The organism is Pseudomonas sp. W2-17 (assembly GCF_041060445.1).
In the GTDB taxonomy this organism is placed as follows: domain Bacteria; phylum Pseudomonadota; class Gammaproteobacteria; order Pseudomonadales; family Pseudomonadaceae; genus Aquipseudomonas.
In genome coordinates this window covers 133,383-154,403 of record NZ_JAUFNS010000013.1, presented here as the reverse complement: position 1 = coordinate 154,403, position 21,021 = coordinate 133,383, and the positions used below count along the sequence as shown (strand labels likewise).

The following is a 21,021-nucleotide window of genomic DNA, read 5'->3' as shown; positions in this document are numbered from 1 at the left end:
ATCAATGGTTGGCGGTGTACGACAACATCATCGACAGCTGACACATCGGCCGTCCGCTATCGGCATGCCACTGATTGAACGCCGCCTGCACCGCCGCCTGATCACGCTGGCTGCTGGGCACGCGGTCGACGATCTTCTGCGCATTCAGCGCCGCGACTACGTCATTGCTGGGGATGAAGGTGTCCTTGCCGACCATGCGCAGGAAGCGCGGTGACGACAGCCCGCCCATCTGATTGCCGTGCTTGAACAGGTAACGCCACAACCCGACGATATCGGTGACCGGCCATTCCGCGATGAAATGGCCGAAGCTGCCGTGTTCGTGGGCGATGTCGAGGATCAACTGCGCGTTGCGCGGCACGCTCTTGAGCTTGCCCAAGTGACGGATGATCCGCGCGTCCTGCATCAGGCGCTCCAAGTGATCGCCGCCCATCAGCGTGACCTTTTCCGGATCGAAGCCGAAGAAAGCCTGCTCGAAAGCCGGCCACTTGGCGTCCACCAGGCTGTGCTTGAGGCCGGCACGAAACACCCGCAGCGCCATGGTCGACAGGTAACGGTCGTCGCTGAGGGCTTTCAGTTTTTTCGGCGTGGCGGGGGTCGGCAGATGCGCCTCGAGGGCGACGACGGAACCAAAGCGGTTGAGACAGTATTCATGGAGCCATTTGTAGTCTTGCATGCCCTCTCCAAAACAAAATTCATGTGCGCGATCGCTGACGTAGCGCATTTCCGAGCGCTGACGCAGAACCCCGGCAGGGGCTCTGTGTTTGACCCGGTTTGAGCAAGGGGTTCCAGCAATCGAGCGCGAGCAACGCCTTGAGCTGTCTAGCCCTGCGGCGGGTTGAGCAACAGCGCGGTTTTCGCCAGCCGCTGACCCAGCGAACGGCACAGCGTGGTTTCGTGCTCATCCAGCGCGCGTTTGCCGTCGGCACCGGCGTGGTGACTGGCGCCATAAGGCGTGCCGCCGCCACGGGTGTCGATCAACGCCGCTTCGCTGTAGGGCAGGCCGCTGATCAGCATGCCGTGGTGCAGCAGGGGCAACAGCATCGACAGCAACGTGGTTTCCTGCCCGCCATGCAGGCTGGCGGTGGAGGTGAACACACTGGCCGGTTTGCCCACCAGTGCGCCGGTCAGCCACAGGTTGCTGGTGCCGTCGAGAAAGTACTTCAGCGGCGCGGCCATGTTGCCGAAGCGGGTCGGGCTGCCGAGTGCCAGGCCTGCGCAGTTTTTCAGGTCGTCGAGGGTGGCGTACAAGGCGCCTGCGTCCGGAATGCTCGGCGCCACGGCTTCGCAGTCGGTGGACACCGCCGGCACCGTGCGCAGACGCGCTTCCATGCCGGTCATCTCTACACCACGGGCGATCTGCCGCGCCATCTCCGCGGTTGCGCCGTTACGGCTGTAAAACAGAACCAGAATGTAGGGCGCGCTCACGGCAGGATCTCCAGAATGTTTTCCGGCGGACGGCCAATCACGGCCTTGTCGCCGACGACGAGAATGGGGCGTTCGATCAACTTGGGATGGGCCGCCATGGCGGCGATCAGTTGTTCGTCGCTCAGGCTGGTGTCAGCCAGGTTCAGGGTTCTGTACTCGTCTTCACCGGTGCGCAGCAGCCCGCGAGCACCGATGCCGAGCTTGCCCAGCAGGTCGCGCAGTTGCGCGGCCTCGGGCGGGGTTTCGAGGTAATGAATGATGGTCGGCGTCAGGCCGCGGGCTTCAAGCAATTCCAGCGTGCCGCGGGATTTGGTGCAACGCGGGTTGTGATAAAGCGTGAGATCGGTCATTTGCGGGTCGCATCTTGCCTGAGGTGGCGGCTATTCTACCTGCGTCACGGTAACGACCGGCAACACGCGGCGAGCGATGCGCAATCGGCGTCGCGTGTATCTGGAAAAAAGAGCACCTAGAAGGAAACAGCATCATGGCAAGGCGATTGGCAGCGGCGGCAGCACTGATTGGAAGTCTGTTGCTCAGCGGGTGTGGCGTGGACCTCGGCACCGACCAGAATGGCGAGAAAGTCGCCAGCAGTCGCGTCGACAAGCACTGGCTGGTGGTCAATTACTGGGCCGAATGGTGCGGCCCGTGCCGGACTGAAATCCCTGAACTCAACACCCTGTCCGAGCAGGTCAAAGGCCAGAACGTCAGCGTATTCGGTGTCAATTTCGACAACCTCCAGGGCGAAGACCTCAAAAGCGCCAGCAAAGCGCTGGGCATCAGCTTCACCGTCCTGGCCCAGGACCCGGCTGAACAATACGACCTGCCGAAAAGCGAAGCCCTGCCGGTGACCTACATCATCGACGACAAGGGCAAAGTGCGGGAGCAGTTGATGGGCGAACAGACGGCGGCGGGGGTGATGCAGAAGCTGACGGAGTTGAAAGGGAAGGGCTGAGGCAGATCATTGGGCAGTGAGCTTCGATGTTCAACGGCACTGCTCGCTGATTAACGCTCATCGGCCAGAAGTGCCCAGCGCTCGTGATCGCACCAGACCCCGGCGATCTGAAGGTATTTCGGGGAGAAGCCCTCTTTCCGAAATCCTAGACGTTTGACCAGCGCGATTGAACGCACATTCTCGGGTTGAATATTGGCCTCGAGACGGTGAAGACCCAACTCTTCAAAGGCATACCTCGTCGTCAGTTCCACCGCCTGGGACATTCTTCCCGTCCCGGCGAACGAGACCATGCCCCAGTAGCTGAGATACGCGTTCTGAAATCCTTTATAGAAAATCTGGCTCAGGTTGGTCACTCCAACAATCTGACCCGATTCTCTATCGCGAGCCACGAGCCCAACGCTTGCGCCTGTGATGTGAGCGGAGTACCACTCCTCGAACCCTGTGGCGCTTGTGAATGGCTGTACCCAACGACCGTGGTAGTCCCGGCTTTCCCGATTCGCGTGCAGAAGCTCGTCGATATCGGCGCGTGTCACCCGGGCGAGCTTAACGTCTGGCGTTTGCATATTATCTGGCTTGCTAAAGACCTGAACCTAGTCTCGGCGATATTTCGGAAGCTGCGCAACCCCCGAGTCTACTGCAGCCCAGTGCCAAGCCTGGAGCTGCATCGATTGGCCATAATACCCGCACTAAGAGTCGGGCGTGTGCTCAAGCGGCAGACCATTGGCATCGCCACTTGGCTCCCAGTTGTCCGCCGCTTCGTTTACGGCAATCACCAAGGCTGTGAATTGCGCTTCATTAATAATGCCCATCCGATACACCTGCTCGACGTAGTCGATGGTCAGCGCAGCATTGTGCTCGGCGAACGCGTCTCTCATGCCGCCACGGATCGATTCAATCAATAATTCGACGCGTATCGAGATGCGCTCGGGTGTCATGGCCATCTTTGACAACTCCTTTTGATTCGATTCCGAGGAATATAGGAATATGGTTAGGCAGGCCTCCTCAGGCGTCATATCAAACTTCTTTTCAGACCAAAGCGGGAATGATGGCCGCTCATCGGCCGGGAGAGGTATCAACGGGCTCTAACTGTTTAGCGAGGATCAGATGAATACGGGCTTCTGAAACCAACCGCAGCGTCCTGGTTTGGCAAACATCTCCAGATGCCAGTCCCTCATCGCCTGAGGTCGAGCGATTTAGCCGGGGGTGCGTCCTTCTCCGTGAGGCATATCCAAACACAACAGACAAAATAGGGTGCGTGTTAAACCAGCTAACTGCTCGGACGAATATATTAATGCGTGCGCAAAGATACATGCTTATTCATACAGATATATAAGTTCACCTGTCTCCCTATACAAATCTATTCGCATAGATATATGAACGTATCCATATCAATAACCGCTGGCGAGGGACATCAGGAGCGGAGAGTCTATGTCAACCAGCACTCGCTCCAAACGGCAGCTGGCAGGCCTGCGCCGCATGCGAGACTGGCATTTGAAAAACGCAATCCGCGCGCACATGGAAGGCAAGAAGCAAGAGGCCAATCTCCACTTCTTCCTTTATGATCTCCTTGGCCCGGCGGTTGGGCAGCCGCACAAAGCGCAGTGAGGTGGGTCGGGAAGGCCTACTTAACAGTGCGATTAGGCTCAGTTGGCGTAACCCCTCTAGAAAGCAGGATTATCAGATCTTCCTGACACGGCGCTGACGGATCTTAACTCTGAAACTCAGCGCAACCTCTGCTGCCAGCCCGCCGTACAGGCGGAGTCCATCAGAACAGCTTTTCCCGGTAGTCAGTGCAGCACGCGATCATATCTGGCCCAGGACTAGCGTTAGCGCGGCGTCTAATTGTTCAGCGCTGAAGGGCTTCGCCACGCAATGCTGCCCTGCCCAAGCCTCAGGAATCCCCAGCCGTCCGTAACCGGAACAGAAAGTGAAGGGGATGCCGCGCTGAGCCAGGGCTTCGGCAATTGGAAACGAGTTTCCTCCAATGATGTTGATGTCCAGAATTGCCACATCGAAGCTGCCGGTGCGGGCGTATTCCACACCATCCTCCAACGTGCTTGCGTGAAAAGCGGTGCTGTATCCCAACTCTTCCAGCATGATCTCCATGAGCATCGCGAGCATGGTTTCGTCCTCGACCAAAAATACTTTTGGCGAACCGCTCGAGTAGCGCAACTTCACATTCATAAATCACATCCGGGTACTGCCAAGCCTTGGGATTAACATTGACCAACGTAAGCCTGACTTGGCGAAATGGACGACTGCTTTGCCACTCAGCTCTCGCTCGATGCTGCGCTCAATCAGTCGAAAGCCAAAGCCTCTGATATGACTGACTTCAATGCTCGGGCCTCCTGTCTCCTCCCAGTCGAGCGTTAAAGTCGGCGGGCTCTGGTTGATATCCAGCGTTGAAGTGAAATGGATTCGTCCGTCGGGCCTTGATAGCGCCCCGTGCTGCAGGGCGTTTGCCATAAGCTCGTGAAACACCATGGAAAGGCTCAGCGACACTCTGGGCTCAAGGGCCACAGGGTCGCCGGTCATGATGATCCTGCTTGTCTCGAGGTTCGCTTCTTTAAGCCCTGCAATCAGGTCACTCAGGTCGCTTGACAGCCACTCGGCACGGGCCATAGCGTCGTGAGCGCGGCTTAGGGCAAACAGGCGAGCGTCAAAACTTTTGCGAAATATGGGGAGCGAGTCGGAATGAGCAGCGGTCAGGGTGGCGATGGATTGAACCGTTGCCAGCGTATTTTTGACCCGGTGATTGAGCTCGTTCAACAAACCCAACCGCGCTTGCCGATCTTCAAGTTGCTGACGCTCCAGCTTGCCGGAAATGGATTGGGCCAGCCGGCCGGTGGCGTCGTTCTGTTTGAGAAAAGCGTTTTCTCCCATCGTCGCAGGCCCATCATGGGCCGGCAGGTTAAAGGTAAACGCGCTGCCTTCCCCGGGTAGACTTTCGACCAACAACTGGCCGCCGTGAGCCGAGATAATGCCTTCTGAAATATACAGTCCCAGGCCGTTACCCTTGGGATTGCCTTTCCTGACCGACCAATAGCGCTGGAATATATGAGGGAGGTCTTCTGCGCTGATGCCGACGCCGCTGTCCCGGACAGTGAATACGACATCTATTTCGCTGCCGGTTGCGTGGATACTGATCTTGCCGCCTCGGGGGGTGAACTTGATGGCATTCCCCACCAGATTCGACAGCACCTGAAATATCCGCTCGGGATCGGCCTTGATCACCAAGTCGGGCGTGGCAGTGCAGTTAAGCTCAATGTCCTTTTCACTGGTCAAGGTCACCAGCAGGCTGCAGGCCTCTTCAAGCAGGCTTGTCACATTCAATGGCACGCAGGCCATCTGGTACCGGCCGGACTCTATCTTGGCGGTGTCCAGCAAATCTTCCAGCAGGCTGTTCATTCGCGTGGTGGCTTTTTCAATGGTGCTTAACGCGCGGTGGATATGGCGATTCTCGACGGCCGCGTCACTGCCGGCCCAGCGCTGCATCATTCCGCATTGCATGATGATGATGGACATGGGACTGCGCAGGTCATGGGACACGACGGCAACCAGCTCATCACGCAGACGTACTGCCTCCTGCTCGCGCAACACTTGGCGCTCAAGATCGAGTTCCAGCGCCGAGCGACGGATGTCTTCGGCCGCGTACAGATCACCGCGAGACCAGGGGCTCGCAATTCCGGTGACCTGCTGCTCCCACAATCCAAACGACTGCCGCGGGTGCAGGCGGTGGGCTGCAGACCCCGCCGTGCCAAGGGTTGCGTGCTGGGCCGGATTACCACTCCAGTTCATGGTCGAGGTGAGCTGCTGCCGAAACCACAGCACCATGTTGTCGACCGGCTTCGGAAGAATGAACGCGATAACACCGCTGGCCACATCGCAGTAGGCGCTGGCCGCAGGGTAATCCTGTTGCAGTGAGTGAGTGTGGAAAATGCCCAGACCTTGTAGCCCAACGGCGCGTTCCTTGAGCTTCTGGGTCTTGAGCCCCGTGTCCCTGATCCACAGGTACAGCTCGCGCACCTGTTCCTGCGTCGGGCAGTGGCCGAACAGGTGCAGACGATCTTCCGTCAGCACGGCCGCGCCATTTGCCATGGTCAACGCTTGCAGCTCCTCGGGACGGCTCACCAGACCAAGGAGGATTTCACGGTCGGCCCTGCCCATGGCCTCAGCCAGCTGGGCGACCAGCACAACTTTGTCCTCACGCTCGTGCTGCAATTGAGTGGCCACGATGGCGGAGATTTTCGCCGATAGAAGTTGCCCTATGAGCACGCAGGCGTCGCGGTATTCGCGTGCGACCAGCAGTGGACTGGGGTGGCCGCAGGCGATCAATCCCCAGAGCTTCCCGTCATCGAGCAAGGAAATACTCATCGATGATCGCACGCCCATATTCTTGAGGTATTCGCAGTGGACCGGGGACACGCTGCGCAGTGACGAAAAGCCCAGATCGAGCGGGAGCCCCGTGTCAGGCCGCAGTTCTGGCACGATTCGCACGGGCGCGTATTCCGCGTCGGGTATCACCCTGATCCAATTCAGACGATAGAGCTCGCGCGCTTGAGCCGGGATGTCAGATCCCGGAAAATTCAGGCCGCTGTAGCTAGGCAGGCTGCCAGTGAGCGCCTCGGCCACGACTTTCCCGTGCCCCTCTGGCTCGAAGCGATAAATCATCACCCTGTCGTGGCCTACCAAGGCCTGTATTTCATGGACGCTGATGTCGAATAACGTCTCCAGTGTTGTTGCCGCCTGAAGGTTCCGCAGCACCCGGGTGATGATTCTGGATTGCTCCCACAACGGCTCGACAAACGGTTCCAGCTCGATGATCAACATCCCGTCGCGCATGTGCATTGATGCGCTGAAATCTGTGGAGCCGATGGTCAGACGCATCGGATCGCTCTCAACCCCGGGAGGGTTGGTGCAGAACTGAGAAATGAGCAGCACCTGGTCCTGGGATAAAAGCGCAGACAGCCGCTGCCCTAGCAGATGGCCGCTTTCGACCCCTAAAGCGAGCACACAGTTTTCGCTGATCTGCTGGATGCAAAGAGGATCGCCGGAGAGTGCCATGAGCACGCCATGCGGTTGAATTGCGCCGGGAACTCGGATCGGCTCCTGCGCGCAGCCCGCGAGCGCAGCTTCCAGGGCGGTGTCAATGCCAGCGCCTTGCATGTGCCCAGTCATTTTGCCACTCCAATAGTGTTTCATTCGGGAGCAGCAAGACGCTGCGCACGGCGCGATAGCATGGAGATTGAAGACTTTTGATAAGCGCCCCATACGCAGCAAGAGGCTAGGGCAGGTGAGAAAATGGTGGACGCGCAGGGTATGCGAGGTTGCCGCAAAGGTGCGGTATGAGGACGTGAATGCATCCGAACTGTTAGAGGGTCGCGGACTTACGTCCCCGTCAGCAGATGCAGCCACTCACCATACAGGAGAAACCTTGAGCAGCACGCTTAAACTCTGCCGTTGCACAACAGCCTCCGGATAACAATTTCTCTGGAGGTCATTGCACTTAAACGCCGTCAGCGGCTAGTCAGCTTGTTGATGTCGGACTCTTATGCTCACGAAAGAGGCGGCCCTGATGGTGCAGGCGGAGGCGGATCGAGATCATCTGCGGCAGCACCGAGTCCGAGGAACCGGTGCCAAGCGCGGTGAACAGTTCTACTTGATGAAGCGCAAAAATTTCCACAGGTTGAAACCGCTGTAACGGCAGATCGGTTCTAGCACGCAGATGACAAACACCACGCAGGTGAGGTAGACGCATGCCATCAGCTTGCCGACGGAGAACAGAGAGCCAAAGCCGTATTTGCCGATGGTGAACGCAATCGCCCCGAAGGACGCGAGGCTGCTTTCGGCTCAGATTCCTCAGTCGCGACTGTCCGCTTTGGGTCGTTTGCTGCCGCTCACCATAGACAGCTAACAAGCTGGCTACACCGAGGCGTGATCACTTGTGGACCAAACTTTCTAACCCTACTTGCCGCAGACCATCATGTGTTTGTCCGATACCTGCTTACCGCAAGGGCGAATAATCCTCCGGCACACAGATCATCGTCGTCGCTCTTGCGATCTGCTGAGGTGCGCCCTTAGGCGGCCACAACCCAGCAGCGTAGTGATGTGCTCTGAGCGCACTCCGCTCTTCAAGGCTGGAAAATCCCCAGATGTGTGTTATGCGTGGCGGCCCGTCTAAGGCGTACAGGTTGGTCACCAGATGTGAGGTGTATTCACGCGCGGGGGCAATAGTCTCCTGCCAACTGGCCATCGTCGGTGCTAATCCTCCCGGCTTCAGAAAGTACGTTCTGAATTCATAAAAGCGGCCAAACGTTGCCGGCTCGATCTCCGCCAGGAATGGAAAGCGCTTATAACTTTCGATGTGCACCTTTATCGTGGCATCGGTGATCCCGAAGGGTGCCACGGCCATCAGCGCGCGGCGACGTTCTTCTTGGAGTGCATTTGATGTCTCGAAACCGCGCAACAGTTTGACCTGGAACAGGTCGCCAATTTCAGAGCGCCAGACACCCAGTAACCGGCCAGGCCCTTGTGCCATCCAGTCGCACGCAGCGAGAGCGACCGCACCCTCTGTGAGCGGTGAACAACTGATTGTCGTGAGTTCATAAACCATGCTGCACCTCAATAACTCAAGACCGGCAAAACCCTGCTTCGGCGTCGTCATAAGCAGGCGGACGATGTCGAGCCGAAATTACCTGTCAAGTCGCATTCGCCAAGATAGAAGGCAATTGTTTGGACGATTCTTCGGCAAACAAACCGAATAACGGGTCCCACTGTTCAATGGTCAGCGCGCTGATGATGTGCTCGCGGGCAAATGGATCCTCATCAATCATGGCCTGTACTTCCAGTTTTGAATCGGCTTTAAAAATAAGGAATCCGGCCCTTAGCGGCGAACCTTTCACTGGACCGGACGCCAACAAATGGCCTTCCTCTATCAAAGCTTTCAAATACTCGATGTGCTCAATCACGTAGGTGTTCCAAACTGGTCCTTCGGGATGTTCCATACGAGCGATAAATATAGACATGCATTCCTCCGTTTGTGGCCGTGTTGGTGATTCGCGCCTGAGCCTGCATCTAGCCGGGTCAAGGACACAAGACGAAGATAATTGCCGTCGCCGGCTGGATAAATGGGTATAGAGTAATTTTTTTAACAACTGGTGGTTGGCAATGCTTGATCGACTGACCAGCATGACAGTGTTCGCCCAAACGGTTCGCTCCGGGTCCTTCGCGGCGGCGGCTGAAAAGCTCGGTATGTCGCCTCAAATGGTCGCCAAACATATCGAAGCGCTAGAGCAACGTGTTGAAACCCGATTATTGAATCGGACTACCCGCAAGCAAAGCTTGACGGTGTTTGGCAGGCTTTATCTGGAGCAATGCCAATCGGTGCTTGCCGAAGTACAGGTCGCCGACAGGCTGGCGCAGGCTTCACACGCCGAGCCCCATGGTCGTCTATGCATTAACGCCCCCGTTACGTTCGGGCGTCATACGCTGCTGCCGGTGGTCACACAGTTCCTCAATCGCTATGCCCAAGTTGACGTTGAGCTGACATTGTCTGATCGCTTGATCGATCCGATGGAGGAAGGCTACGAGGCTGTCGTGCGGCTAGGTCCACTGCAAACGAACCTTGCGCTGGTTGCGCGGCCGCTTCGTACATACCGTCTTGTGGCGTGTGCATCGCCGGCTTACCTGCTCACCCACGGAATACCGCAATTACCGACGGATCTTACTCGCCACGAATGCCTGGGTTTCGCACCTTGGGTGTCCGATCTCAGTCGCATTTGGCATTTCCGGCAAGATGGCCGCGTCATCGAGGTACCGGTGAAAGGTCGGTTGCAAGTCAATGACTGGGAAGCCCTGCGCAGTGCCGCGCTCGACGGTTTCGGCATCTTGATTAGTTACGAGCAGGCTGTTGCGGCTGACCTCGAATCGGGCCTATTGATTCAGATACTTCCTGGATACGAAGGCCCCATCCGCCCTATCCATCTGCTATACGCGGCGGACCGGCGCATGACCCCGAAACTGCGGTGTTTTGTCGATTATTTGATGGAGGTTTTGGGCTGAGAGTTGGCTCATATGATTGCATTTGGCCAAAACGCACTGTGGGATCGACCGCTATCGGCCAGAAGAAGACACTCAGCGCCCTGACTGATCACGCAATGCATCCAGAAGCAGTCGAAAAGCCGGTTTGTGTTGGCGCCGGCTTGGGTAGTAGAGGTGATACCCGGTGACGGTGCCAGTCCAGTCCTCCATCAGCCGCACCAGGCGACCTTGTGCCAGATCCTGCTCGACCAGATGCTCCGGGAAGTAGCCCAGTCCGGCGCCCGCCCTGACAAAATCGCGCATGAGCCAGATGTTGTTACTCACCAGATGCCCGTCGGCGCGTACTTTGATTTCTCTCCCGTTTTTTGCGAAAGGCCAACCCCACAATCCTCCCGAGGTGGGCTGGCGCAGGTTGATACAGGCGTGCTCGGTCAGATCCTGTGGCGTCAGTGGTTTAGCGCGGTGTTCCAGATAGGCGGGGGCGGCCACCAATGCCAGGCGAAAATCCCGGCCGATGGGCATGCTGATCATGTCCTGAGCCAGCTGCGCCCCCAGGCGGATACCGGCATCGAAGCGCTCTGCGACGATGTCGACCAATGCGTAGCTGTCGTTGATTTCAACCTTGATGCCCGGATAGTCGGTCATCAATTGCAGCGCAGCCGGGGCAAGGACTAGCTGGGTTGCGTGCTCCATGGAGGTGATGCGCAGGCTACCCGCCGGCGTGCCGCTGAGTTCGCTCAGCTCGTTGAGCCCTGACTCGATCCCGTCAAAATGCGGCCCGATGCTGTCGATCAGCCGCGCGCCTGCTTCGGTCGGCGCGACGCTGCGGGTACTGCGTGTCAGCAATTGCACACCCAGGCGCGATTCCAGTTTGGTGATGGTGCGGCTCAGCGCAGGCTGGGAAACACCAAGCTGCGCCGCCGCTTTGGTAAAACTGCCTTCACGGGCGACCCGCAGGAGGGCCAAGAGATCGGTGACGTTGTCGCGCACGATTGATGCTCTGCGGTTATAGGTCTATTCCAACCATACCATCTAATCATTTGTAGGCAGGATGGCTAGAGTGTCGCCTTTGCTTCGCGGCGCTTTCAGGAATCATCTTTTCCATGAGTAAACAAACATTCGATGTAATCATTTTTGGCGCCACGGGGTACACCGGCCGGCTGGTCGCTGAATACTTCTTCACTCAATACGGCGTGGACGGCCCTGTCAAATGGGCCATTGCCGGTCGCAGCTTGAGCAAGCTGCAAGCCATCCGGGACAGTTGGGCAGACGCCGCAGCGCTGCCGCTGATCGTGGCCGATGCCCAGGACCGGGCGTCCGTGCGCGACATGGTTGCCGCGACCCGGGTCGTGATCACCACCGCAGGGCCGTTTTCGGTCTATGGCTCGGACTTGGTGGCAGCCTGCGCCGAGTCGGGGACGGACTACGTCGACCTCTCGGGGGAGATCCCCTGGATTGCCCAAATGATCGGCAGCCATCAGGCCCAGGCCCAGGCATCGGGCGCGCGACTGGTGTTCTCCTGTGGTTTCGATTCGGTGCCGTTCGACCTCGGCGTATGGTTCACCCAGCAGCAGGTGATGAAGAAGTTCGCTCGCTACGCGCCTCGGATCAGGGGCCGGGTGCGCAGCATGCAAGGCGTGCTGTCCGGTGGCACGTTCCTGAGTGTCGATGCTGTGGTTGCAGCGGCAGCGCAGGATCCTGCGCTTGGCGCACTGGTGGCCGATCCATTTGCCTACACACCGGGATTCAAAGGTGTTGAGCAACCTGATGATCAGACCCCCTACCGGGATGAACTGGCTCAGAGCTGGGTCGGCCCTTTCATCATGTCCGGCATCAATTCCAAGGCGGTGCATCGCACAAACTTGCTGGAAGGGCACCTGTGGGGCACGTCGTTTCAGTACGACGAAATGCTGATGCTCAATGCGCAACCGAGCGAAGACGATGAGCTTGGCCTGGCGGGTTTCTCCTTTAATGAGGGCGGTCATCCGCAACCGGGGCAAGGGCCGACACAGAAGGAGCTTGATGCAGGCTTTTATGATGTGTTGTTCATCGCAGAACTGGCAGACGGTCAGGTGCTCAAGGCATCCGTGAGTTGCGACGAGGATCCGGGCTACCTGTCGACCTCCAAGATGTTGGCCGAGTCAGCGATGGCGCTGGCGTTCGATGTGACACGAGAGGAGACCCCGGGCGGTTGCTGGACGCCCGCGGCGGCGTTGAATGAGGCGTTGCTCAAGCGCCTGACTGAAAAAGCCGGACTGAGGTTTACCGTCGAGGGTTAATTCGATGGGCCGCTAAACAGGCTGAATGTCTTGGACGTTCAGCTTTCAGAGTCTTTAGCACTCTCAACAATTAGCCTCTCAACAAAAGGTGTCCCATGAATGTGCCAAACCGTATGAACTACATCGAGATCACTGAACCCGGTGGCCCCGACGTATTAAAGATAATGCAGGCCGATGTGCCAACGCCGGGGGATCACGAGTTGCTGATCCGGGTTCACGCCGCCGGCATCAATCGTCCTGATGTCATACAGCGTTCGGGCAAATACCCGATGAAACCCGGCATGACCCCTGTGCCCGGGTTGGAAGTGGCCGGTGAGGTCGTTGGGGTTGGCGCAAAAGTGGCCAACTTCAAGCTGGGCGACAACGTATGTGCGCTGACCAATGGCGGCGGTTACGCCGAATACTGCGTTGTGGCGGCCACCCAATCATTACCGGTCCCCGACGGCGTGGACATGATTCAGGCCGCGGCCATTCCGGAAACATTCTTTACCGTGTGGGCCAACCTTTTCGAGCTGGGCCGTGCACAAAAGGGCTGCACCGTATTGATCCATGGCGGCACCAGCGGCATCGGCACGACCGCGCTCATGCTGTGCAAAGCCTTGGGGATCAAGGCTTTTGCAACGGCCGGCAGCCAGGAAAAGTGCGACCGAATCCGCGCGCTGGGTGGCGAGGCGATCAACTACCGCGAGGTGGACTTCGCTCAGGAGATCGCCCGGCAAACCCACGAGAAGGGCGTGGACGTGATTCTCGACATCATGGGCGGGAGCTACTTCGAGAACAACGTGGCGTCACTCGCACGACGCGGTCGACTGGTCATTATCGGCTTTCTGGGCGGCAGCTCCGTCAAGGACTTCAATCTGCTGGCGTTGATGGAAAAGCAGGGCTCGGTGACAGGGTCGATGATGCGTTCGCGTAGCGCGGAGGAAAAAGCCGAGATCGCACGCGCCGTACTGGCCAATGTCTGGCCGTTGCTCAGTCAAGGCGAATGCCTGCCGATCATTGACCGTGTTTTCCCTCTTGCCGACGCAGCACAGGCGCATCAGCGAATGGAACAGGGCGACCATATCGGCAAAATCGTGCTGAAGGTGGTGTGAACGGGAATCGCCCGGTGCGTGTCATTGACTGTTGCCGGGCGTTGTTCATTTTTTGTTTGAGGTGTCCATGGTCGTGTGGGGGGCGAGCGGCTGCTTTTGTCCGGTTTTAGCCGCATGCTGAGGAATCAGTAGCCGACGCTTACCCCACCAGAACTTCCCACAGATCACAGCAGTCACATCGCTAGTCCCGACGAGTGATGCGTATGAGCCTCCTAGAACAAGAAATGCAGGACCGTGAACACCCCGTGGCCGAGGACATTGCGTTGCAGCGCAAAGTCTGGCGGTTCCAGAGGGTTGGCTGGTTTGTGCTGCTGGCGGTTGTCATCCTGACATTGCTTGGTTTGTTTTCCAGAGGCCCGCTCAGCACGCTCGAATCGGTGAGTGAGCAGGGTGATCTCACGGTGCAGTACGAGCGTTTCCACCGTGCTGGCGGGACCAATCCGATGATCGTTCAGGCCACTGGGCAGCCGGGCAAAGAGGTCACTCTGTCGATCAGCAAGCCGATGCTGGATGGCTTCAGCATCGAGTCTATTCAGCCGCAGCCGGTCAGCTCCATGGGCAGTCCCGAAGGTTTGAGTCTTAATTTCCCCACCGACAAGAGCGGTCACGTCACGCTCTTCATCTCATGGCGCAGCGACGGCATTGGGCTGTTCAAAAGTCAGATCAGTGTCGTAGGCGGCGGCCACATTCCAGTCACTCAGTTCATTTACCCATAGGTGCTCAATGGATGCCGTACTACGCGCGGGCGCGATTTATCTGGCACTGATGGTGCTTTTCAAGATTTCTGGCCGACGATCATTGGGGGAGCTGACGTCGTTTGATTTCGTGCTGCTGATGGTCATTGGCGAAGCGACCCAGCAAGCGCTGCTGGGCGATGACTTCTCCGTGACCAATGCGGTTCTGGTCATTGTGACGTTGATGGTGATCGATATCGGGCTTTCCCTCGTCAAACGACGCTCCAAACGCTTGGCCAAGCTGATCGATGGGGGCCCGACGATCATCGTTGAGAACGGCGCGTTCCTGCGCCATCGCATGCACGAGGCCCGTATTCAGGAAGACGACATCCTGGAGGCCGCAAGAATTGAGCAGGGTTTCGAACGAGTGGAGCAGATCAAGTACGCGATCCTGGAGCGAAACGGCAAGATCTCGATCATTCCCGCCTGATCATCTGCCCCCCATGGGATCGGCAGGATCACTCTCGGTTAATTGCCAAGGCTAATGCGCGCCGACAAATGGTGCCTATGTCTTGGGAATGCCAGGGTTTAGGGATGAACAGTGGCGCATATCCAGACTCCAGGATTTGTTGCCCCCGTCCCCCGGAGGACAGGATCACAGGGATGCGCGGCCAATGCGCTTGCACCCGATTGGCCAGCCCGATACCGCTCAGACCGCCCGGCATATGGATGTCGGACAGGATGAGATCTGCCCCTCCCGAGGTCTCGCACAACCAGTCCCAAGCGTCGTCGCCTGTCTCTGCTGTGAAGACCTCAAAGCCTTCCGTCTCTAAGATTTCATGGATCAAACTGCGAATGAGCCAGTCATCTTCCACCACTAAAACGGTTGATAACACTGTCATTTGCCCATCCTGGTTTGTTGTGCAGTTGGACTGGGCCACTGGCTGCGGGTTCCCACTTCCGATACCGCCATAGCTCAAGTCTCTCTGCACGGTTATACCGCGCTGATTGAGTGGCCTGCAGTTCTATGGAAAGCCTGAATCGCCCCTGATTATCCAGATCGCTACCCACAAGACCGGCGAAGCGTGCCGAACTTGCCGCTACAATCCCTCGTCACCGCCAACCCGGAGCCTGCGCCTTTAATGTCGTTGTTCAATCGTTTGACTGCATTTTCGACCCAGAGCAGCAGGGCGGTCGGCCTTGTCTGGGCCACTTCCCGCCCTTTGTTCGGCGGCTTGATCGTGGCGACGCTGATCGCCGGCATTTTGCCCGCGCTGGCCGCCTGGATCGGTCAGCGGATCGTCGATGCGGTGGTTCACGCGATGCAGATCCACGGCAATGGCAGCCAGGCGCCGGTGTGGCCTGTCCTGCGTTACGTGCTGGCCGAGGCGGGCGTGTTGGCGTTGCTGGCGGCGGCGCAACGGGCGCTCTCAATGCAACAGGCGCTGCTGCGGGTGCAGTTGGGGCAGAAGGTCAACCTGATGATCCTGGAAAAGGCCCAGACCTTGTCGCTGCTGCAGTTCGAGGACTCGGCCTTTTACGACAAGTTGGTGCGCGTGCGCCGCGATGCCTCGACCCGGCCACTGGGCCTCGTCACCAAAGGCCTGGGGCTGACGCAAAACCTGATCTCGCTGGTCAGCTTTGCGGTGCTGCTGGTGCATTTTTCCCCTTGGGCGCTGCTGATCCTGGTGCTCGGTGCGCTGCCGGTGTTCTTCGCCGAGACGCATTTTTCCGGTAATGCCTTCCGCCTGTTTCAGCGTCGTGCCCCGGAAACCCGCCAGCAAAATTACCTGGAGGCCTTGCTGTCCCATGAGTCGCACACCAAGGAAGTGAAGCTGTTCGGCATGGCGCCGTTGTTGCTGCAACGCTATCGCGACAATTTCATGCGCCTGTACGCTGAAGACCGCCGGCTCACTGTGCGACGCGACGCCTGGGGCTTTGCCCTCGGGCTTTTGGGCACTGCCGCGTTCTACGTGGCCTACGCCTGGGTGGTGCTCGACACCGTGCGCGGCCAGACCACCCTCGGGCAGATGACGATGTACTTGGTGCTGTTCAAGCAAGGACAAGTCGCCATCACCGCCAGCCTCAGCGCGATTGCCGGTTTGTACGAGGACGGCCTGTACCTGTCTGACCTCTACGAATACCTCGGGGTGACGGTGGCACCTGTACGCGGCACGCTGAAGGCCGGCGCACGCCCGGGCGATGGCCTGCGCTGCGAGGGTCTGGGGTTCCGCTATCCGGGGGCCGCGCAGCCCACGCTCAGCGATATCAGCCTGCACCTGACGCCCGGCATGAGCCTGGCCCTGGTGGGCGAAAACGGCTCGGGTAAAACCACATTGATCAAACTGCTGACCCGACTCTATACGCCTGACCAAGGCCGGATCCTGCTGGACGGCAGCGATTTGCAGGACTGGGACGAACAGGCCTTGCACCAGCGCATCGGGGTGATTTTTCAGGACTACATCCGTTACCAGATGACCGTCGGCGAAAACCTTGGGGTGGGTGACGTCGACGCGTTCGATGACCAGGACCGCTGGCGCGATGCGGCCACCCAAGGGATCGCCGCCGACTTCATCGAGCGCTTGAGCAACGGCTATCACACGCAGTTGGGGCGCTGGTTCGCCGGTGGGCAGGAACTGTCCGGTGGGCAATGGCAAAAGCTGGCGCTGTCGCGGGCCTACATGCGCCGTGAGGCTGATCTGCTGATTCTGGACGAACCGACGGCGGCCCTCGACGCCGGGGCCGAGGCTGCCGTGTTCGAGCACTTCCGCGAATACGCCAAAGGGCGCATGACGTTGCTGATCTCTCACCGATTCTCCAGCGTGCGCAACGCCGATCACATCATCGTGCTGGATCAGGGCCGGATTCTGGAACAAGGCACCCACGTGCAACTGATGGCTGGCGGCGGGCGCTATGCGAGCCTGTTCAACATCCAGGCGCGTGGGTATCAATAGCCGCGCCGACAGCCTTAACTATTTATGTCCAACGAAGAGAGCTCAATGAACGATTCCATCGCACGTCCCGTACTTCTATTTTCCTACGGCACGCTGCAAGACAAAGCGGTACAGCTTGCGAATTTTGGTCGTGAACTGGTCGGCGATGCCGACCATATGCTCGGCTATTCACAATCATGGGTCGAAATCACTGACGCCGAAGTGCTGGCGGCAAGCGGTAAGACTCACCATCCGATCATCGCGCCCAGTGATGTCGAGGACCAAGTTGCGGGGACCGTATTCCAGATTACAGAGCAGGAGCTTGCGGCTGCTGACGCCTATGAGGTTGCGGATTACAAAAGGGTGTCGGTGGCATTGGCATCGGGATTGACGGCTTGGGTATATATCCAGGCGTGATTCTTGAGCGTTGTGGTTGCATTCACCCAACGCGCTTCCTGATGATGGCGAGTAACTTTTAAGTTCTCCTCGATAAATAGGTAATCGGTCAATGAAGGTCAGTGCACGCAACGTTTTCAAGGGTACGGTCAGTGAGGTTCACAACGGCACCGTCAATGCTGAAGTGGTGCTGACCCTCGCCGGCGGCGAAACATTAGTGGCCGTGGTCACTTTGGCAAGCATCAAGAGCTTGGGTATTGCAGTCGGCAAGGAAGCCATTGCGCTGATAAAGGCACCTTGGGTAATGCTAATGACTGAGTCCAGCGATATTCGCCTTTCAGCGCGTAACTGCCTGGAAGGGAAGGTCAGCCGAGTCAGCGAGGGTTCGGTCAACTCCGAAGTGGTTGTTCAATTGTCGGGAGGCACGGAAGTGTTTTCCATTGTCACCCGCGAAGCGGTCGACGAGCTGGGACTTAAGCCTGGTGTCAGTGCCACGGCCGTGATCAAGGCATCTCACGTCGTGCTGGGTGTACCCGCCTGATTGTCTGTGATTCGCCGGTTTATCCGTACCGGTGAATCAACTCCCTTTAATACGTGGTTTCGGTTTTCTGATGCCCTGTTGCGGCGCTTATCGAGAGCGTCGATGCACCACGAGCGACATCCTTCCATTCCCGTGGAACTCACGTCGAGCCGCGATCTGGCTGCAGAGAAAAAACCGGCTTTGAAGCCGCGCCGATGCTGGGTGATATCCGTGAGCATGCCTGGCTGAACGACCTGACGGCACGGCTGATTCTGGCGGTGGTCGTGACGATTTCCTGCGCGACTTATCACTATGTCGAGCTCAGCGCGCAGGGGGGCAAGCGGTTGTTGCGGCACAGGATGGCGGTGCCCACGGGCTGACGTTACACCTGGAACGACAACGAATACTGTGCTGATCGGGCCGGCCATTGTCGTCAGCACGTCAATATCTTTAAATGTATCAAGCACATAGACAGAACTAATTCAGCAATCGCGGGCTCTGGCCGTAGGCTTTCACTCTCAGAACAACCAAAAACAGAGAGAGAGACCGAGATGTACTTACCCCGATCCCCTATCGCAGCCAGCCTGATTGGCGCGAGCCTGATGGTCAGTTCTGCAGCGTACGCTGACACCCTGACCCGCGACAACGGCGCCGCCGTTGGCGATAACCAGAACTCCCAGACTGCCGGCCCAAACGGTCCGGTCCTGCTGCAAGATGTGCAGTTGCTGCAAAAACTTCAGCGCTTTGACCGTGAACGCATTCCGGAGCGTGTCGTGCATGCTCGCGGCACCGGCGTGCATGGCGAATTCGTTGCATCCGACGACGCCTCCGATCTGAGCAAGGCCACGGTCTTCCGCAAAGGCGAGCACACCCCGGTTTTCGTGCGGTTCTCCGCCGTTGTCCACGGCAATAACTCCCCTGAAACCCTGCGTGACCCGCGCGGCTTTGCCACCAAGTTCTACACGGCCGACGGCAATTGGGACCTGGTGGGTAACAACTTCCCGACGTTCTTTATCCGCGACGCGATCAAGTTCCCGGATATGGTCCACGCCTTCAAGCCTGACCCGCGCACTAATCTGGATGACGATTCGCGACGTTTCGATTTCTTCTCCCACGTCCCGGAAGCCACGCGCACGTTGACCTTGCTGTACTCCAACGAAGGCACACCCGCCAGCTATCGCACTATGGATGGCAACGGCGTGCATGCCTACAAACTGGTGAACGCCAAGGGCGAAGTCAACTATGTGAAGTTTCACTGGAAGAGCCTGCAGGGCCTCAAGAACCTCGATCCCAAGCAGGTTGCTGAAGTGCAGTCCAAGGACTACAGCCACCTGACCCACGATCTGGTGGGCGCCATCAACAAAGGCGACTTCCCGAAGTGGGACCTGTACGTCCAGGTGGTCAAGCCTGAGGACTTGGCGAAGTTCGACTTCGACCCGCTGGACGCCACCAAAATCTGGCCGAATATCCCCGAGCGTAAAATCGGCCAGATGGTCTTGAACAAGAACGTGGACAACTTCTTCCAGGAGACCGAGCAGGTCGCCATGGCGCCGGCCAACGTCGTGCCGGGTATCGAGCCTTCGGAAGACCGCCTGCTGCAAGGCCGGGTATTTTCCTACGCGGACACCCAGCTCTATCGCGTGGGGCCTAACGTGTTGAGCCTTCCGATCAACGCGCCACGGGTCAAGGTCAACAACGGCAACCAGGACGGCCCCCTCAATACCGGGCACACCACGACTGGCGTGAACTACGAGCCAAGCCGACTCAATCCGCGTCCAGCGGCTGAAGAGGCGCGCTACAGCCAACTGCCACTGTCCGGCAGCACACAGCAAGCCAAGATCCAGAAAGAGCAAAACTTCAAGCAGGCGGGCGACTTGTATCGTTCCTACAGCGAGAAGGACCGCAAGGACCTGATTCAGAGTTTTGGTGAATCCCTGGCGACCACCGATACCGAGAGCAAGAACATCATGCTGTCGTTTCTCTATAAGGCAGATCCGGAATACGGCACCGGCGTGACCAAGGTTGCCAATGGCGATCTGGCCAAGGTCAAGCAACTGGCCGCGGCACTGCAGGACTGACCGACCACCCCGACCCGTTTGCACGGTGGGTCGGGGTTTCTGGAGGACATCACATGCGCACAACCTTTTATGCGTTGCTGCTGTGTCTGGCGGCGGGCGTGGCCCAAGCCAGCCCATCCGATAGCGGCAACGGTGCCGACACTGCCGGCGACACCCAGGCGCAACTTCGGGAGCTGTTTTTCCAGGCCGCCCGAGACGGCCGCCAGGACATGCTCACCGAATTCATCAACGCAAAGTTTGACCTGAACGTGCAGGACGAAAAAGGCTATACCGCCCTGATTCTCGCCGCGTACCACGGCCAACAATCGACCGTGACCCAACTGCTGAACGCCGGCGCTGATCCCTGCGCCAAGGATCTGCGGGGCAACACGGCGTTGATGGGGGCAATCTTCAAAGGCGAACTGAGCATCGCTCGGCAACTGGTCGACGCTAATTGCGCGCCCGATCAACGCAATAACGCGGGTCAGACCGCCGCCATGTACGCGGCGCTGTTCCATCGCAAGGATGTTCTTGACGCACTGGCAGCCAAAGGCGCGGATCTCAACGCCACTGACGCCATGGGCAATAAGGTGCAAAACCTGGAGCGCGGCGAGTTTCAGCCGTTGCCGGCGACCAGATGACTGCTCGCAG

At 58.4% G+C, this 21,021-nt stretch carries 25 protein-coding genes and 1 pseudogene; 13 read left to right on the top strand and 13 right to left on the bottom strand.

Annotated elements, in window-relative coordinates; all coding sequences use genetic code 11:
• Position 1: 1 nt before the first annotated feature.
• The 3 genes from QWI20_RS17625 to arsC all read right to left on the bottom strand — a co-directional run bounded on the left by QWI20_RS17625 (position 2) and on the right by arsC (position 1,775).
• Positions 2 to 673 carry a DNA-3-methyladenine glycosylase I gene (locus tag QWI20_RS17625; protein ID WP_369306533.1) on the bottom strand — a complete coding sequence of 224 codons (672 nt, stop codon included), beginning with the start codon at positions 671 to 673 and terminating at the stop codon, positions 2 to 4.
• A gap of 146 nt (positions 674 to 819) precedes the next feature.
• On the bottom strand, positions 820 to 1,425 hold the full coding sequence (gene wrbA, locus QWI20_RS17620; protein WP_369306532.1) for an NAD(P)H:quinone oxidoreductase: 606 nt from the start codon (positions 1,423 to 1,425) through the stop codon (positions 820 to 822).
• Positions 1,422 to 1,775, bottom strand: coding sequence for an arsenate reductase (glutaredoxin) (gene arsC, locus QWI20_RS17615; RefSeq protein ID WP_369306531.1), 354 nt, complete (start codon positions 1,773 to 1,775; stop codon positions 1,422 to 1,424). The genes wrbA and arsC overlap by 4 nt, the downstream gene beginning before the upstream one ends.
• 134 nt (positions 1,776 to 1,909) lie before the next feature.
• Between arsC and QWI20_RS17610 the strand changes: the two genes are divergently transcribed.
• A complete protein-coding gene (locus tag QWI20_RS17610; protein ID WP_369306530.1) occupies positions 1,910 to 2,377 on the top strand; it encodes a TlpA family protein disulfide reductase in 468 nt (155 codons plus the stop codon).
• Between the two features lie 50 nt (positions 2,378 to 2,427).
• On the opposite strand, the gene QWI20_RS17605 is transcribed toward QWI20_RS17610, so the two are convergent.
• From QWI20_RS17605 to QWI20_RS17595, 3 genes are read right to left on the bottom strand one after another with little or no spacing between them, the layout of a single operon-like run.
• The gene (locus tag QWI20_RS17605) at positions 2,428 to 2,940 is read right to left on the bottom strand and encodes a GNAT family N-acetyltransferase (RefSeq protein WP_369306529.1); all 513 of its coding nucleotides are present in this window, start codon (positions 2,938 to 2,940) and stop codon (positions 2,428 to 2,430) included.
• Between the two features lie 27 nt (positions 2,941 to 2,967).
• The gene (locus QWI20_RS17600) at positions 2,968 to 3,042 is read right to left on the bottom strand and encodes a DUF6555 family protein (RefSeq protein WP_369306561.1); all 75 of its coding nucleotides are present in this window, start codon (positions 3,040 to 3,042) and stop codon (positions 2,968 to 2,970) included.
• A 21-nt stretch (positions 3,043 to 3,063) separates the two neighbouring features.
• Positions 3,064 to 3,318, bottom strand: a complete 255-nt coding sequence (locus tag QWI20_RS17595; RefSeq protein WP_369306528.1) for a hypothetical protein — start codon at positions 3,316 to 3,318, stop codon at positions 3,064 to 3,066.
• A gap of 487 nt (positions 3,319 to 3,805) precedes the next feature.
• Here QWI20_RS17595 and QWI20_RS17590 point away from each other — a divergent pair, with 487 nt between their 5' ends.
• Positions 3,806 to 3,982, top strand: a complete 177-nt coding sequence (locus QWI20_RS17590) for a hypothetical protein (protein ID WP_369306527.1) — start codon at positions 3,806 to 3,808, stop codon at positions 3,980 to 3,982.
• A 198-nt stretch (positions 3,983 to 4,180) separates the two neighbouring features.
• On the opposite strand, the gene QWI20_RS17585 is transcribed toward QWI20_RS17590, so the two are convergent.
• From QWI20_RS17585 to QWI20_RS17565, 5 genes and pseudogenes are all read right to left on the bottom strand, one after another.
• Positions 4,181 to 4,561 carry a response regulator gene (locus tag QWI20_RS17585; RefSeq protein WP_369306526.1) on the bottom strand — a complete coding sequence of 127 codons (381 nt, stop codon included), beginning with the start codon at positions 4,559 to 4,561 and terminating at the stop codon, positions 4,181 to 4,183.
• Between the two features lie 3 nt (positions 4,562 to 4,564).
• Complete coding sequence (locus QWI20_RS17580; RefSeq protein WP_369306525.1) at positions 4,565 to 7,555, bottom strand: ATP-binding protein; 2,991 nt, start codon at positions 7,553 to 7,555, stop codon at positions 4,565 to 4,567.
• A 418-nt stretch (positions 7,556 to 7,973) separates the two neighbouring features.
• Positions 7,974 to 8,209: pseudogene (locus QWI20_RS17575) on the bottom strand (cation:dicarboxylase symporter family transporter); the annotation flags it as partial.
• Positions 8,210 to 8,381: 172 nt separating this feature from the next.
• Positions 8,382 to 8,990 (bottom strand): NIPSNAP family protein, encoded by a 609-nt coding sequence (locus QWI20_RS17570; protein WP_369306524.1) that lies wholly within the window; start codon positions 8,988 to 8,990, stop codon positions 8,382 to 8,384.
• Positions 8,991 to 9,075: 85 nt separating this feature from the next.
• Positions 9,076 to 9,402 (bottom strand): YciI family protein, encoded by a 327-nt coding sequence (locus QWI20_RS17565; RefSeq protein ID WP_369306523.1) that lies wholly within the window; start codon positions 9,400 to 9,402, stop codon positions 9,076 to 9,078.
• A 142-nt stretch (positions 9,403 to 9,544) separates the two neighbouring features.
• On the opposite strand from QWI20_RS17565, the gene QWI20_RS17560 reads away from it, so the two are divergent.
• Entirely contained in the window at positions 9,545 to 10,438 is an 894-nt protein-coding gene (locus tag QWI20_RS17560; RefSeq protein WP_369306522.1) for a LysR family transcriptional regulator, read from the top strand.
• 72 nt (positions 10,439 to 10,510) lie between these two features.
• Here the strand turns inward: QWI20_RS17560 and QWI20_RS17555 are convergent, their stop codons facing one another.
• Complete coding sequence (locus tag QWI20_RS17555; protein WP_369306560.1) at positions 10,511 to 11,410, bottom strand: LysR family transcriptional regulator; 900 nt, start codon at positions 11,408 to 11,410, stop codon at positions 10,511 to 10,513.
• Positions 11,411 to 11,520: 110 nt separating this feature from the next.
• Between QWI20_RS17555 and QWI20_RS17550 the strand changes: the two genes are divergently transcribed.
• From QWI20_RS17550 to QWI20_RS17535, 4 genes are all read left to right on the top strand, one after another.
• Positions 11,521 to 12,696 (top strand): trans-acting enoyl reductase family protein, encoded by a 1,176-nt coding sequence (locus tag QWI20_RS17550; RefSeq protein ID WP_369306521.1) that lies wholly within the window; start codon positions 11,521 to 11,523, stop codon positions 12,694 to 12,696.
• 95 nt (positions 12,697 to 12,791) lie between these two features.
• A complete protein-coding gene (locus QWI20_RS17545) occupies positions 12,792 to 13,790 on the top strand; it encodes an NAD(P)H-quinone oxidoreductase (RefSeq protein WP_369306520.1) in 999 nt (332 codons plus the stop codon).
• 203 nt (positions 13,791 to 13,993) lie between these two features.
• Complete coding sequence (locus tag QWI20_RS17540; RefSeq protein ID WP_369306519.1) at positions 13,994 to 14,506, top strand: hypothetical protein; 513 nt, start codon at positions 13,994 to 13,996, stop codon at positions 14,504 to 14,506.
• Positions 14,507 to 14,513: 7 nt separating this feature from the next.
• On the top strand, positions 14,514 to 14,954 hold the full coding sequence (locus tag QWI20_RS17535; protein WP_237253660.1) for a DUF421 domain-containing protein: 441 nt from the start codon (positions 14,514 to 14,516) through the stop codon (positions 14,952 to 14,954).
• A gap of 28 nt (positions 14,955 to 14,982) precedes the next feature.
• Here QWI20_RS17535 and QWI20_RS17530 read toward each other — a convergent pair whose 3' ends face one another.
• Entirely contained in the window at positions 14,983 to 15,366 is a 384-nt protein-coding gene (locus tag QWI20_RS17530; protein WP_369306518.1) for a response regulator, read from the bottom strand.
• A 240-nt stretch (positions 15,367 to 15,606) separates the two neighbouring features.
• Between QWI20_RS17530 and QWI20_RS17525 the strand changes: the two genes are divergently transcribed.
• The 6 genes from QWI20_RS17525 (at position 15,607) to QWI20_RS17500 (ending at position 21,011) form a co-directional block, all read left to right on the top strand.
• Positions 15,607 to 17,418, top strand: a complete 1,812-nt coding sequence (locus QWI20_RS17525) for an ABC transporter ATP-binding protein (protein ID WP_369306517.1) — start codon at positions 15,607 to 15,609, stop codon at positions 17,416 to 17,418.
• 45 nt (positions 17,419 to 17,463) lie between these two features.
• Positions 17,464 to 17,814: a gamma-glutamylcyclotransferase family protein gene (locus tag QWI20_RS17520; RefSeq protein ID WP_369306516.1), complete on the top strand. Its 351-nt coding sequence runs from the start codon at positions 17,464 to 17,466 to the stop codon at positions 17,812 to 17,814.
• A 91-nt stretch (positions 17,815 to 17,905) separates the two neighbouring features.
• Positions 17,906 to 18,334 carry a molybdopterin-binding protein gene (locus tag QWI20_RS17515; RefSeq protein ID WP_369306515.1) on the top strand — a complete coding sequence of 143 codons (429 nt, stop codon included), beginning with the start codon at positions 17,906 to 17,908 and terminating at the stop codon, positions 18,332 to 18,334.
• Positions 18,335 to 18,528: 194 nt separating this feature from the next.
• Positions 18,529 to 18,693 (top strand): hypothetical protein, encoded by a 165-nt coding sequence (locus tag QWI20_RS17510; RefSeq protein WP_369306514.1) that lies wholly within the window; start codon positions 18,529 to 18,531, stop codon positions 18,691 to 18,693.
• A gap of 222 nt (positions 18,694 to 18,915) precedes the next feature.
• Positions 18,916 to 20,391: a catalase KatB gene (gene katB / locus QWI20_RS17505; protein WP_369306559.1), complete on the top strand. Its 1,476-nt coding sequence runs from the start codon at positions 18,916 to 18,918 to the stop codon at positions 20,389 to 20,391.
• Between the two features lie 53 nt (positions 20,392 to 20,444).
• Positions 20,445 to 21,011 carry an ankyrin repeat domain-containing protein gene (locus tag QWI20_RS17500; RefSeq protein ID WP_369306513.1) on the top strand — a complete coding sequence of 189 codons (567 nt, stop codon included), beginning with the start codon at positions 20,445 to 20,447 and terminating at the stop codon, positions 21,009 to 21,011.
• Positions 21,012 to 21,021 lie beyond the last annotated feature (10 nt).